Annotated in this window: 10 protein-coding genes; 3 read left to right on the top strand and 7 right to left on the bottom strand. The window is 34.5% G+C overall.

The annotated features are described in order from the left end of the window. The first annotated feature begins 222 nt into the window (after window positions 1-222). Together KO509_RS17615 and KO509_RS17610 are read left to right on the top strand one after the other, a co-directional pair. Complete coding sequence (locus KO509_RS17615) at window positions 223-2454, top strand: NADP-dependent isocitrate dehydrogenase (protein WP_215974569.1); 2232 nt, start codon at window positions 223-225, stop codon at window positions 2452-2454. 193 nt (window positions 2455-2647) lie between these two features. Then, window positions 2648-3955 carry a DEAD/DEAH box helicase gene (locus KO509_RS17610; protein WP_215974568.1) on the top strand — a complete coding sequence of 436 codons (1308 nt, stop codon included), beginning with the start codon at window positions 2648-2650 and terminating at the stop codon, window positions 3953-3955. A 41-nt stretch (window positions 3956-3996) separates the two neighbouring features. Here KO509_RS17610 and KO509_RS17605 read toward each other — a convergent pair whose 3' ends face one another. The 5 genes from KO509_RS17605 to KO509_RS17585 all read right to left on the bottom strand — a co-directional run bounded on the left by KO509_RS17605 (window position 3997) and on the right by KO509_RS17585 (window position 11305). Then, window positions 3997-4887: a GGDEF domain-containing protein gene (locus tag KO509_RS17605; protein ID WP_215974567.1), complete on the bottom strand. Its 891-nt coding sequence runs from the start codon at window positions 4885-4887 to the stop codon at window positions 3997-3999. Between the two features lie 492 nt (window positions 4888-5379). Further along, window positions 5380-7029: an amidohydrolase gene (locus tag KO509_RS17600; RefSeq protein WP_215974566.1), complete on the bottom strand. Its 1650-nt coding sequence runs from the start codon at window positions 7027-7029 to the stop codon at window positions 5380-5382. Between the two features lie 90 nt (window positions 7030-7119). Beyond that, complete coding sequence (locus tag KO509_RS17595) at window positions 7120-8289, bottom strand: patatin-like phospholipase family protein (RefSeq protein WP_215974565.1); 1170 nt, start codon at window positions 8287-8289, stop codon at window positions 7120-7122. Between the two features lie 345 nt (window positions 8290-8634). Beyond that, the gene (locus KO509_RS17590) at window positions 8635-9141 is read right to left on the bottom strand and encodes a YgjV family protein (protein WP_215974564.1); all 507 of its coding nucleotides are present in this window, start codon (window positions 9139-9141) and stop codon (window positions 8635-8637) included. Window positions 9142-9454: 313 nt separating this feature from the next. Next, entirely contained in the window at window positions 9455-11305 is a 1851-nt protein-coding gene (locus KO509_RS17585) for a M2 family metallopeptidase (protein WP_215974563.1), read from the bottom strand. Between the two features lie 640 nt (window positions 11306-11945). On the opposite strand from KO509_RS17585, the gene KO509_RS17580 reads away from it, so the two are divergent. Beyond that, window positions 11946-12572, top strand: coding sequence for a TetR/AcrR family transcriptional regulator (locus tag KO509_RS17580; protein ID WP_215974562.1), 627 nt, complete (start codon window positions 11946-11948; stop codon window positions 12570-12572). 24 nt (window positions 12573-12596) lie between these two features. On the opposite strand, the gene dsbB is transcribed toward KO509_RS17580, so the two are convergent. Both dsbB and nhaD read right to left on the bottom strand, forming a co-directional pair. Further along, window positions 12597-13115 carry a disulfide bond formation protein DsbB gene (gene dsbB, locus KO509_RS17575; protein ID WP_215974561.1) on the bottom strand — a complete coding sequence of 173 codons (519 nt, stop codon included), beginning with the start codon at window positions 13113-13115 and terminating at the stop codon, window positions 12597-12599. Window positions 13116-13252: 137 nt separating this feature from the next. After that, complete coding sequence (gene nhaD / locus KO509_RS17570) at window positions 13253-14650, bottom strand: sodium:proton antiporter NhaD (protein ID WP_215974560.1); 1398 nt, start codon at window positions 14648-14650, stop codon at window positions 13253-13255. Window positions 14651-15190 lie beyond the last annotated feature (540 nt).

Here is a 15190-nt window from a genome sequence, read left to right as displayed (position 1 = left end):
AAATCTAAATTATATTTAGGATTAGCCAATAATATCAATTTGCATAAATCTATTCTCGAAATGAATTTAAAAGGTAGTTAGCTGTGTTATTAGTTTTTGCTAGAGAATAAATAAGTCTCTACAACTAACACTCGTCTTAATACCCTTTATTTTTTATTGAATGAGAAAAACTGAGTCAATTTGATAGGTTAATCAACTTAAGTTAAATAAAGTAGGAAACTCATGAGCACAGATAACTCAAAAATTATTTATACTATTACTGATGAGGCACCAGCCTTAGCAACATATTCATTATTACCTATTATCCAAGCTTATACAGCATCTTCTGGTATAAATGTTGAAACACGTGATATTTCTTTAGCTGGTCGTGTGCTAGCTAGTTTTCCAAAGTATTTAACAAAAGAGCAACGTATTGATGATGCGTTAGCTGAATTGGGAGAGATGGTTACTAATCCAAATGCAAATATCATTAAACTTCCTAATATCAGTGCTTCAGTTCCTCAATTACATGCCGTAATTAAAGAGTTACAGGCAAAAGGATATGAAGTACCTAATTACCCTGAAGAAGCACAGAATGAAGCTGAAAAGTCAATAAAGTATACTTATGACAAGATCAAAGGTAGTGCGGTAAATCCAGTTCTTCGTGAAGGTAATTCAGATCGTCGAGCACCTGCTTCAGTGAAGCAGTACGCACAAAAAAATCCTCATTCAATGGGCGTTTGGTCAAGCGATTCTAAATCTCATGTGGCAAGTATGTCTAAAGGCGATTTTTATGATTCAGAGCAATCAGTTACTGTTAACTATGCGACCAATGCAAGAATAGAATTTGTCGCTAAAGATGGTAGCGTTAAAGTTTTAAAAGATAACTTAGCTTTATTAACAGGTGAAATTATTGATTCATCTGTATTAAGTAAATCAGCGTTAATTGAGTTTTACCAACAAGCAATAGAAGATGCTAAGAAAGAAGATGTTTTATTATCATTGCATTTAAAAGCAACGATGATGAAAGTATCAGATCCTGTTATTTTTGGATACGCAGTAAAAGTTTTTTACGCTGAAGCATTTGAAAAACATGCTGAAGTTTTTGAGCAACTCGGTGTTGATGCTAATAATGGTATTGGTGATGTTTATAGTAAAATATCACGTTTACCTGAAGCTAAACGTACTGAAATTGAAGCAGATTTAGTTAATGTCTTTGCTAATCGTCCTGAGCTTGCAATGGTTGATTCAGATAAAGGTATTACTAACTTACACGTGCCAAGTGACGTTATTGTTGATGCTTCTATGCCTGCAACTCTTCGTTCTTCTGGAATGATGTGGGGACCTGATGGACAGTTAAAAGATACTAAAGCTATGATTCCTGACCGTTGTTATGCGGGCGTTTATCAAGCCGTTTTTGACTTCTGTAAAGAACATGGTGCATTTGATCCAACGACTATGGGTACAGTACCTAATGTTGGCTTAATGGCGCAAAAAGCTGAAGAGTATGGTTCACACGATAAAACATTCGTTATGGATGCTGAAGGTAGTGTTCGTGTTGTTGATGCGCTTGGTACAACTTTACTTGAGCACAATGTTGAAGTTGGTGATTTATGGCGTATGTGTCAAGCTAAAGACTTACCAATTCAAGATTGGGTTAAATTAGCAATAACACGTGCTAAAGCTTCTGGAATGCCAGCTGTTTTCTGGTTAGATGAAAATCGTGCTCATGATAGAGAAATGATTAAAAAGGTTAATGCTTATTTAGCAAACTATGACACAACTGGTTTAGATATTAGAACACTTAATCCTGTTGATGCTTGTAAATTTACCTTAGAGCGAATTTTAAAAGGCGAAGACACTATTTCTGTAACAGGTAACGTTTTACGTGACTATTTAACTGATTTATTTCCAATTTTAGAATTAGGCACTAGTGCTAAAATGCTGTCAGTTGTTCCATTAATGAATGGCGGTGGTTTATTTGAAACGGGTGCTGGTGGTAGTGCTCCGAAGCATGTTCAGCAGTTTGAAAAAGAAAATCATTTACGTTGGGATTCTTTAGGAGAGTTTTTAGCATTAGCAGCTTCATTAGAACACTTAAGTGTTACAACAGGTAATGCTAAAGCACAGATCCTAGCTGATACCTTAGATAAAGCCACAGGTAAGTTTTTAGATAGTAATAAGTCTCCGTCACGTAAAGTGGGTGAGCTCGATAACCGTGGTAGTCATTTTTATCTTGCGATGTATTGGGCACAAGAATTAGCGGCACAAACAAGTGATGGTGAGCTGAAAGCCGCTTTTACTGGTGTTGCTCAAGCATTAACTAAGCAAGAAGATAAAATTGTTGCTGAGTTAAATGGTGCACAAGGTCCTGCAATGGATATTGGTGGTTATTATTTTGCTGACCCAGCTAAAGCTGAAAAAGCAATGCGCTCTAGTGAAACATTAAATACTATTTTATCTGCTCTTTTTTAAAGATAAGTCTATATGTAGTAAAAGTGTAAACAGCTAACGACAGCGTTTTAATTGTTTACCTGTAAAGCCCTGATGATGAATAATTATCAGGGTTTTTTTATGTTTAATAAATATTAGTATTAACACTGTGTTTTAAGTTTGCTTAGTATATAATCCGCCACCTTATTTGTGTTTTTTTTGTTCTAGGTGATGTATGAGTGTTGATGCTATTGGTTTGTCTGCCAATTTATTGAAAGCGGTAAAGGAATGTGGTTATAAAAATTTAACCCCTATTCAACAGCAGGCTATTCCTATGATCCGCTCAGGCGTTGATGTCTTAGCAAGTGCTCAAACAGGAACAGGGAAAACAGCTGCGTTTAGCTTACCTATTTTAGATGCATTAGCTAAAGCCTCTAAAAGTGATGTAGTTGATGATAATACTGTTCGAAATATACGCGCATTAATATTAACACCAACCCGAGAGCTTGCAGCACAAGTTGCTGAAAATATCATCGCATACAGTCAGTTTTTACCATTAAAAGTTGGTGTTGTTTATGGGGGTGGGAAAATGCCATCACAAACTAGCTTGTTAAAACAAGGTGTCGATATTTTAGTAGCGACGCCAGGACGATTACTTGAACATTTAAATTTACGTAATGTAAATCTATCCCAAGTAAAGTATCTTGTGCTAGATGAAGCTGATCGTATGTTAGATATGGGTTTTTTAACCGATATAGAAAAGTTAACATTAGCGGTGAAACAAAAGCATCAAACCCTGATGTTTTCTGCCACTTATTCAAATAAAGTTAAATCATTAGCAAATACCTTACTTACTACACCTAAAACTATAGGGGTTGCAAAGCAAAACTCTACTTCGGGCAAAATAAAGCAATCAGTTTATTGGGTGAGTGAAGCAAGAAAACGAGAATTATTATCAGAATTAATAGGTGTTAATAATTGGCAGCAAGTACTTGTTTTTGCTGGAACTAAAGAAAGTGCAAATATTCTTGCAAAAGAATTAAAACTTGATGGAATAAAAGCTGCACTTTGTCATGGCGATAAAACACAAGGAGCGAGAAATAAAGCACTGAGTGATTTTAGTGAAGGTAAGGTTAGGGTATTAGTAGCAACGGATGTTGCTGCCCGTGGCTTAGATATTGAAAATTTAGCATACGTTGTTAATTTTCATTTACCTTTTTTGGCTGAAGACTACGTTCATCGAGTTGGACGAACAGGTCGTGCAGGGAAGTCAGGTACAGCTATTTCTTTAGTTAGCCCTAAGGATGAACGATTTTTAGAAAATATTGAGGCACTTATAGAGCGAAAATTTGAACGCATTATTGTGCCAGGATATGAATTAAAGAAAGATGAGGCATTAGAGTACCAACAAATTATTGAAAAACGCGCCAGTAAAAACCGTTATCGTGCTAATCAAGAAAAGAATCAAGCAATTGAAAAGAAAAAGCAAACAACTCGTACAAGCAATAAAAAATATAACGTTAAAATAAAGAAAAAACGATAAGTTTAGTTCGTTTAATATTTATGTTGTTTATGTTGGCTGGCTTAAACAACACTCAAGCCTGTTATGCTTTTCATTTTTTCACGGTAGAGCGCTGCATCAGCTCGTTCAAATAATGTTTGCTCATTATCAGCTCTAGTCATAAAGGTTGTACCTAAACTGCAACCTACTTGGTATTTTGAAAGTATGATGTTTGTTTTTAAAGCACCATCAATTCTGCTTTCAATGATATCTAAAGCATCTTTACTCGCATGCTCAACAATAATAGCAAATTCATCACCACCAAAACGAAATATACTGTCGGAATCACGTACACAAGTTCTTAAAATATCAGAGAATTGCATCAGTACTTGATCCCCTATACTGTGGCCGTAATTGTCATTAATGGCTTTAAATTTGTTTAAGTCTCCTAAAATCAAACCAACCATCTCATGTTGACGATTTGCATTATGCATGGCACGTTTTAATTGATCATCAAAATATCTACGGTTCCCTAAGCCCGTTAAACCATCTTCCATAGCAAGTTGCATCGCTTGGTGATACTGGAGAGCATTTTTTAAAGGGTATAATAGTATTTTATGGATTCGTTGTAAGTCTTTATAATGATGCATGCTAATAGGGTTATTTATACCGTAGGTAAGCGTCCCAATAAATTCATTATTTAGCTTTAATTCAAAGTGGCGTTCCTGTTTTGATTTACGGCTTCCACGTAAAGTTTTGCTGGCAATTTCACTTTTAAAATATAACCCTGAAAATTTGATATAACGAGCGGCTTCCATAGCAAAAATATCGAGTAATTTCTCTAAAGATAAGGTTGTTTGGAGTTGCTCTAACAAACTCATATTTTGTTTATTATTGATAGCAGTACTATTTGCTAATACATTAAATACATTAAATGATGGTGTTGTATTTTCAAGTATATTCAATGTTTGCATACTTACGCCTCTATTTACATAGCTTTAGTTGTTAATAAGTATGTTTAAGCAAAAATTATTCCAATAATTTAGAGTGTGGTTCAATTAAAAAAACGATCTTTAAGTTGCTATCTATGTATTTGATTTACATGGCTTTTGTTTTATCTTTGTGTGGATGCCTTGTATGGTTTTTAGATGGTATATTGCTTGTCAGCAAATTGACGGCAATAGTTTGCCGGGTGGCAAGTTTGTTTTTTCTTTTAAATAGCTATATAGGACATTTTTAGTATTAATAGCATAGGGTTAGGGATGATTTATAACATGAGTATCTTATACTCGCATTATTTTATTGAAAATATTGATTGGACGAGATAATACATAATTAATTTATATTATCTCTTAAATAGAACTAATTACTGCCAGTGCAGGTCAGGTATTGTAAAACGTATAGATAAAGCTTCTATTACAACACCTTTACTTAGTATTTTTTACTTTTCGTTCTAATATACAGTATTACTCATTGAACGTGAGTTGTTTACCGTCTACCCAGGTTTGTAAAACTTTAGTTTTCCAAATGTCACTGCTTTGAATGGCAAAAATATCTTGGTCAATCAGAATAAAGTCAGCTTTTTTATCTTTAGCAAGTATACCAATAATATCTTCTTGGTGGCCTGCATAGGCAGCATTAACAGTAAATGTTCTAAATGCTTCCTTAATGGACATAGATTCTTCTGGAAACCAACCTAAAGCTGGTTTGTTTTGATGATCTTGTCTTGTGACACTTGCGTGAAGGCCAAAAAATGGATTACTTGATTCAATAGGAAAGTCTGATCCGCCAGCAATGATGGCATTAGCCTTGATTAGTTTTTGCCATGCATAAGCACCTAATATTCTTTCTTCACCTAAACGGTCTTGTGCCATATTCTTGTCACTTGTTGCATGAGTGGCTTGCATTGAGGCTATTACGCCTAACTCATCAAAGCGAGGGATGTCTTTTAGACGAAGAATTTGCGAGTGCTCTATTCGGTGACGCATATTTCTTGTTTTCGTGCTTTTTATATATTTTTCATAAAGATCTAAGACAAGTTTATTGGCATTATCTCCAATTGCATGAGTGTTTACTTGAAAACCTGCCATCATTACTGTTTGTATCAGTGAGGCTAACGTTTCTTGGTTGTAGAGTAATAAGCCTCTATGATTACTTAAGTCGGAATAATCTTTAATTAATGACGCACCTCTACTACCTAAAGCACCATCAGCTGAAATTTTAACACTATTGATAATAAATTTATCATCAGGGGATTTAAAGTGCCCATGTTTTAATAATTCTTGTAAATTTGTATCATCAACATAGATCATACCATTGACTCTAATTGGCATCTTATCTTCTAAAGCTAATGCTTTATAAGCCGAAATATTTGCGTTACTAATACCAGCATCATGTACTGATGTTAAGCCTACTTTAGCTAATTCATTTAAAGCGATTACTAAAACTTCTTTCATCTCTTTTTGCGTTATCATAGGAATATTATCGGTGATAAGGCTCATTGCATTATCAATAAAAATACCGGTAGGTTTACCTTGTTTATCTTTGACTATTTCACCACCGTTAGGTGAAACTGAGGTATGATCAATACCCGCTAACTCCATCGCTTTTGAATTTGCCCAGCCTGCATGACCATCTATTCTGCTAAACCAAACAGGTGTGTTTTTGAAATATTCATCAAGTGAGATGGCTGTTGGGTATTGTTGATCTTTCCATAAAACTTGATTCCAACCTCGGCCTAACAGCCATTGTCCATTTTCATGTTTTTTATGAAAGTTAATCGCTAATTGAACTGCTTCTTGCTCAGATAATACATTGTTTAGATTCACTTGCATTAAGCTTAAGGCGTAGCCTAATACATGTCCATGAGCATCAATTAAACCAGGTAATAGTGTTTTACCCTGTCCGTCAATTTCTTGTATATTTTTTGTCGGTAGGATGTCATTGCTGGTAAATATTTTATCTATTTTGTCATCGCTAAACTGCATAGCTGAAAACTGAACAAGTTCACCTGTTTCATTTAATGTATAACCATTAATATTTTTCAGTAATGTTGTTTGTGAAAAGGCTGAGAATTGTACGATAGCAAGTAATATAAAAATTATAATTTTTTTCATTAGTACAAACCTAAATTTAAACGGGTTTTCATATTAAGACATAAGCTTTTATACGTACATTTATTTTGGCAGTTTATTTTGGCAGTTTATTTAGGACTTAGTTGCTGTATATAAATTTAAGAAATGCCTGATTTGATTCTCTTGCTCCATGGCATCATTAAACCCTAATCTTATTAGCTCGCTGCAGAAGTTTTTTTCAAACAGTAAATAGCTAATAAGACTTGATTCAGCATCATTATTAATTCCGGCGCTACGTAATAAGATTCTTACAGGTAAAGGTAAATCATCATAATAATTTAGTGCGATAGTATTAAAATCACTACTTGGATTAATAATAAAACTATCAATATGCTTTAGGCCTTCAACATTTTCTTTTTTACTTTTTGGAATCAACTTTAAAGTTTCATTTATACGGGCCATACGTTCTAAATCACTATTCATAGTGTCAGCGAATATAGAATCTAATAGATGACCAGCAATTGTTGCTGCCGTCGGCGGGTGAGGGGTATTTTCATTAACATAAATAGGCTCTCTAGGTTGCTCTACACCTATAATAAAAATATGCTTCGCGCCTAAATGGATCGCAGGGCTTAGTGGCGATAATTGATGTACAGAGCCATCGCCAAAGTGATTCTTTTTAATTTTTACAGACGGGAATACTAGAGGAATTGCTGCTGAAGCCATTAAATGTTCAGTATTAAGTTGAGTTGCTTGACCACAACGCTTCTCTCTATTCCAGGGCGTTATCGTATCGTCAGCTTGAAAGAAACTGATAGAATTTCCTGTACTATAACTGGAAGCGGTAACTGATGTGGCAGATAGATATCCCTGTAAAATGTTATTATCAATACGTTTAAAATTCATAACAGAGTTTAGTAGGTCACGAAGCGGCTCATTGTTTAATAAACTACGTGGTAATTTATTGGCGTAATCAGCTTGAAAGTTAGCAAACATAGCTTTACCTATATGGCCAAATACACCGCGGGTATTGTTATGATAAATTTTACTGGTATCGAGATTTTTCCATACCCATTCAAGTTTTTTTACCCCTAAATGAAAACATGATGCGTAGCAGCCTAAGGCAGTAGTGTTAATAGCTCCGGCTGAAGTGCCACTGAGAATAGGGAAGGGAATAGCATGATTTCTAGGGACAAACTTAGCTATAGCTGAAAGAACTCCTACCTGATAGGCGGCTCGAGCCCCACCACCGGTTAGTACTAAAGCGTTTTTACTGGCAACATAATTATGTCTTCTAGTCATCTAATATTATCTTGAATTAAAGTATTGATTAGGTTGTTAATATATCATTCTCATTAAGTTTATAATCTTATTGTGTACTGGAAAATATATCAAGGTAAGGCCCTTAATTGAGAATAATTGTTATTGTAGTAAAGAGCAACGCTGTTATGGAGTACTTTGATCAATATAAATGAAAAAGAATTAAATGCTACTTTAAGTGATATTAATAGCATGAGTCTTTTTATAATGGCTTAAAAAAGGAGCCGACATAGCATTGAGTGTAACCACTATAAATTTTATAGCTGGACTCTCTCAGTATCGATTCAGACTTATCAAACCAGTATTTTATTTACTGATTAATTCGGGTTAATACTTTATTGGTTTTTGCGCGAGATAATAACGATAATATCCTATAAAACTACTACCAACAAAAATGACTTCAACGAGTACCCCTATAGGCGTCCACAAAATAAGGTTATGCACCAGCCATAATGAGCCACCTATAATCATCATTAAGCGTAAAAATTTATCATTGTGACTAAATGAACCGAGCGTAATAAATACTGTTGCTATAAAGCCAACAATGCTTAACAAACCAATATAAGTAGCAACGGTTATGAGTAAACTTACCCCAAGCGATGCAAAGGAAAGCCATTTTAACTTCCATTTTATTGAAATTAAAAAACGCAAACTGGAAAACAAAAAAATAAAACCTGCGGTAGGCTGATCAAGTAATAGATAATGAAAACCATTAAAAAAACAACTAACAGACAATAGAGCCAAAATGTAGTTTTTGTTCTTCAGTTGCATAGCACAGCATTCAATAATGAGTGTGACGCTAACGAGTAGTTGTGAAATGAAAAAATCAGACATAATAATTTAGTAAAATACGCTATTGTTTATTAGTGGTTACCTATTTATATCTACAAGTTAATTTACGAGCAGGAGTAAAGGCATTACCTGTTGGTCGTTCATCACTACACAATTTCCTAGCAGTATTTACCCTAATTAATAGATATATTACAGCAACATGAAATGATTATTTAGAATGTGATGATAGACAATAGCGAGGCAGTCTAACATATTATGCTCAGTGTTGGTGTGATAATCCAAGGTCAAAATAAAAAGCCCTAATATTGTGAATATTAGGGCTTTTATTGAGTAAAATTATCTGTGGATTATTTATTTAAAAGCCACATTGTTTACCTTGGTTTTTATCTTTTAGCCAAGTTTGTAATGGGGCAAAGTAATCTAAAATTGCCGTAGCATCCATTTGTTCATTACCGGTTAATACTTTGTACGCTTGTTGCCAAGGCTGGCTAGAGCCCATTTCTAACATAGTATTAAGTGCTTTACCTGCATCTTTATTATTGTAAATAGAACAACGGTGAATCGGATCGGTATTACCAGCAATTTCACATAAAGCACGATGAAATTCAAATTGTTGTATATGCGCTAAGAAATAACGGCTATATGGAACACCACCTGGAACGTGGTATTTTGCACCTGGATCAAACGCTGATTGTTCACGCTCAACTGGTGCGGCAACACCTTGATATTTTTCACGTAATTCCCACCAAGCAGTATTGTAGTTTTCAGGTGTAATTTCGCCTGAGTAAACTTTCCAGCGCCATTGATCTACCATTAAACCAAAAGGAATAAAGGCAACTTTATCCAAGGCCATTTTCATCAATAAACCAATATCTTTTGACTCATCAGGAATAGTGTCAATTAAACCAATTTCTTTTAGATATTTTGGTGTAACCGATAAGGCAATAGTATCACCAATTGCTTCATGAAATCCGTCATTAGCACTGTTTTGGAAATATACAGGCTGATCTTTATAGGCTCGTTGATAAAAATTGTGACCTAATTCGTGGTGAATAACAGAGAATTCTTCGCCCGTTTTTTGAATACACATTTTAATGCGTAAATCATCTTTAGCATCTAAATCCCACGCTGAAGCATGACAAATTACATCTCTATCTTCAGGTTTAGTAAATAATGAACGAGTCCAAAAAGTCTCGGGTAATGCGTCAAATCCAAGTGAAGTAAAAAACTTTTCTGCGCCTTTAACCATTTGTATTTCATCATAATTATGAACTGCTAATTGCTTAGTTACATCATAACCTGGATCGGCATTATCGGGAGCAACCACATCATAAATATTTCCCCAAGATTGTGCCCACATATTACCAAGTAAATGCGCTGGAATAGGTTGATCTTGTGGTACTTTATCTTCGCCATATTCTTTACCAAGCTCGCTACGTACATAACAATGTAAATCATCATATAAAGGCTTTACTTGCCCCCAAAGTCGATCTAATTCATTGGCAAAATCGTCGGCAGGCATATCATAGTTTGAACGCCACATAGCTCCAAGATCTTTATAGCCTAATCCTTTTGCCCCTTCATTTGCTAATTCTGCTTGGCGAGCATATAAAGGCTTCATTGATGGACTGATTTCACGCCATCCTTGCCACATTTCTAATAATTCATCGTAATCACGAGACGTTGACATAATTGAAGTCATATCACCTAAACTAAGTTTTTCACCTGTTTTAGTTGTGTAACTTCCTTTACCATAGATGCTGCCTAATTCTGCACCAATCTGTGCTAATTCAGCAGATTTTTTAGAATCTTGAGGTGCCGGTAAGACTAAAGACTGTTTTAATATATTTAATTGACGACGTTGCGTTGGATTGACGTCGACATTATCAAACTTAGCTGCTTGCATAGCAAAACGAACACCAGCTTCAGTAGACTTTTGATCAGCTTCTGCTGCCAGAGATGCTGTATCTTCTGTAATAAAGTTTGAATATATCCATGCAGCTCTTGCACCAGACACTCCTAAAGCAGTCATTTCTTTTGCTACATCATCTAGAAACACTTGCGCATCTTGGCTTGTTAACGCTTTTTCTTCTGTTTGTGATGTTGTTGTTGTTGAATTACTTTGAACTTGAGAGCAACCAGATAATGACGCTGCTATGACTAAAGCAATAGAAGTAAATTTGAACGTATTTGTTATATTATTCATCATGTTTTTTAAGTGTTATAGAAAATTTGGAAGATAATTTAGTATATTGAAAGATGAAACTAATGCAAATGATCTAATAAAGGAAAAGTAAGATGAGTAAAAATGATATCTAGTTGCTCAGTTATTCAAATCAACCAGTAATATCACAAACTAAAGTCATAGATATTTCTACTTGCTAGGCCTTTATTCATAAGGCTTTTTTATTGTAGTTAAGTAAAAAAGGTTGTGATTTATTCGGTTTGATTAATAGCCATTATTGCCTTTTATAGTTAAATTACACGTTGAAAAAGACGCGTGAATGACTTGTTTAACAGACGTTACTGTATACAATGCGTAACAGTTTGCTATTAATCAGGCTGATAATGACGAAAATAAATTTGATAAACTTTTTATTTGGTCTTATCAGCAGCAGAAAAAAAAGACTCAGGGCAGATTGACAGATCAGGCCACTGAGTCAGGAAGTAAACATGTATGTTCACTAGGTTTGAGACACTTATTTATAATTAGTTCAATTTTTCTACATAAAATTATAAATTATTATTTAGGTCTTGATGCTGCTTGACCTGAACGTGATAAATAAGCTATTTTAAACGCTTGTTTGAATTTTAATGTTAGTTATAGCGTTTTGGTATAAAGAAATATGAGTACAAAAAATAAAATTTTAGATGCAGCAGAAGTCCTATTTTCTGATAAAGGCTTTAACGGAACATCGTTAAGAGAAATTACTAGTCAAGCAGAAGTAAACTTAGCCGCAGTTAATTATCATTTTGGCTCTAAAAAAGAGTTAATCAAAGCTGTTATGTCTCGGTACATGAATGAACTCAGTCCTCGCTTAGAATCAGCATTAGGCACATTGTGCTCTGACGAAGCAAAGCCAAGTTTAATTGATGTTTTTTCGGCTTTTCTTGATCCTTTACTTCATTTAAATACTTTTAAAGACAATGGCACAAGTATTTTTTTGCAATTATTGGGTCGAGGTTATACCGATAGCCAAGGCTTTTTAAGATGGTTTTTGACGACTCAATACCCAAATGTTTTTACTAATTTCACTAATGCTGTTCACAAAGCTTATCCAGAATTGAGTGCAGAAGAAATGTTTTGGCGTTTACATTTTACGATGGGGACTATTGTGTTTACTATGTCTTCAAGTGATGCGTTAATTGATATTGCGTTAAATGATTTTGACCGCCAAGTAGATATTGCTGGCGTTATTAAGCAAGTAATTCCTTATGTTGCTGCAGGTGTAGCAGCGCCTATCGTTAAATAAGCGCTTTTAATTTAACGATAACGTTTAAAGTTTTTTACTGTGTATTAATCTATTTAATAAAATAATACCAAAAGCGATTGTATAAAATCCAAAAACAACAGTCATCCACTGCGGCATACTGTAACCTAAAAATTGCCAATCGATATCTCCACAACTACCCGTTGCTTCAAATAAAAATGGGAGCCATTCGTGTAATGGTGCCCATGTTGGGAAATTAGGTACAAATTCACAACTAAAGAATAATGAACCTGAGTTGCTTTGCATTTCTATATGCTCTAACGCTATTAATAAGCCCCAAATAGCACCAACACCCCATAAAGCATAAGCTATTATTCTGGTGAGTAAAAAGCGTGAACCGGCAATGCCAATCACACCCGCGATAATAATTGCACAAATTGCAAGGCGTTGATATACACACATGATGCAAGGTGCTAAGTCCATTACATATTGAAAATATAAAGCGCATAACTCGAAAGCTAAGGCCGATATGGTTAATAATAACCAAGATTTTGAACGAGTGGTTAAATCACTTAAAAATTTCATTTTTTTCCTAATAATTCTTATGATAACGATGCTTATGAATATAAAAAAAGCTTCTAAATTACCTTGAAGTAAAAAGTAGAAGCTTTTAATCATAACAACTAATTATCAATGTTGTTATCTGAAATTGTTACAATTTTTTAGCCGTTAATTAATAAGTGAGTATAAATACTAGCAGCGTAGCCTAAGGCAATAACAGGAGTCCATTTTAGATGACTAAAGAAAGTGTAGTAACCTCTAGCTTGTCCCATTAAAGCGACACCAGCAGCAGAGCCAATAGATAATAAGCTACCTCCAACTCCAGCCGTTAATGTTACTAGTAACCATTGCATATGTGACATATCAGGATTCATAGTTAACACTGCAAACATTACCGGGATGTTATCAACAATCGCAGATAAAATACCCACAAGTATATTAGCATTCGTTGCTCCAAGCTGACCATACATAAATTCAGATGTTATGCCTAAATAACCAATAAAACCTAAACCACCAACAGCTAAAATTACGCCATAGAAGAAGAATAATGTATCCCATTCTGCTTTGGCAATTTTATCAAAAATATCAAAATCATCTTCAATTTGGTGGCTTGTTGGCATATCTGATTTATCAATTTCACCTTGTCCAGATCTACGAAGGTAGTAAGCAAAAAACTTCAGGTATGCCAGACCCAGCATCATACCGTATACCGGAGGTAAGTTAATAAATGTATGGAAAGATACTGCTGTGATAATTGTTAAAAGGAATAAGCCAACAATCACTAAACCACCTTGTTTGATTGATGTAACGTGCTCTGATTCAGTTGACGGATTACCTTTAGGTAAAAAGAATTGCATAATAAAAGCAGGAATAAAAAAGTTAACGACAGCAGGAATGAATAATGCAAAAAATTCGTTAAACTCTACCATGCCTTTTTGCCAAACCATTAACGTTGTAATATCACCAAATGGGCTAAACGCGCCACCAGCGTTTGCACCAACAACAATATTAATACAACTCATGCCAATAAATTTAGGCTCGTCTTTACCTACGGCAATAACCACTGCACACATAATTAAAGCGGTCGTTAAGTTATCAGCAACTGGGGAAATAAAGAAAGCAAGAATACCGGTTAACCAAAAGAGTGTTTTATAACTATATCCTTTGGCAACTAACCAATCACGTAATGAGTCAAATACATTACGCTCTAACATAGCATTGATGTAGGTCATAGCAACAAGTAAGAAGAAAAAAAGTTCAGCATATTCAAGAAAGTTATGGCGAATGGCTACTTCAGCAGAGTGCGGCATTCCTTGAGAGCTGTAATGAAAGGCAATAAGTATCCAAATTAACCCAGCCGCGAGTAACACAGGTTTAGATTTTCTTAAGTGTAATTGTTCCTCTAAAATAACTAAAGTATAAGCAATTACAAAAATAGCTATTGCGGCATAACCAACCCAATGAGCGGTTAAATTTAAGGTTTGATGCGAAGCATCAGATGCAAAGGCAATACTAGGTGCAAGCAGTAGTGCCACTAAAATGAATAAAAGTTGTTTCATGCTTATTCTCTAGGTTTTGAGTAAGAGGAGGTTTTGATTTTTTGCAGATTCTAGCAAAACCTAGCTAAAATGATATATAAAAGCTGGCTAAATACTATTCATTTCATTAATACTCATGATACAAATTATTGTTTCAGTATATTTTAAATTGCACTTTTATTATTTCTTTGTTGCTCAAATAGTAATCCAAACTGTCTTTTTTTACACTATTTCGGTTGATATATGTGCTGTGTATCAGGGACGTGTTAATCTTTTAGTGCACAAGATTTTAATTACGCTCCTTAGAAAATAATAAGTAGCATATTACTATTGGCCTTTCTGTATAGCGCTGTGTTGTTACTCAGGTTAGTTTATCTCATTCGCTAAGCTAAATATCTTAGAGTATGTTTGCTGCTTGATAGGTTACTGTAAAATAGGTTTGTTGATTTGTTAGGGATTTGATCTTTTTTTCTCTTTTGATAAATTATTAAGGCTAACTTATATGCAACGATGATTTTATATGTGTCAATTTTTTGTAATTCATTAATTGTATAATTAACA

Origin of the sequence: Colwellia sp. C2M11 (assembly GCF_018860915.1) — a bacterium.
Classification (GTDB): domain Bacteria; phylum Pseudomonadota; class Gammaproteobacteria; order Enterobacterales; family Alteromonadaceae; genus Colwellia.
The sequence above is the reverse complement of the archived record's forward strand: the minus strand, read 5'-3'. Positions and strand labels throughout refer to the sequence as shown.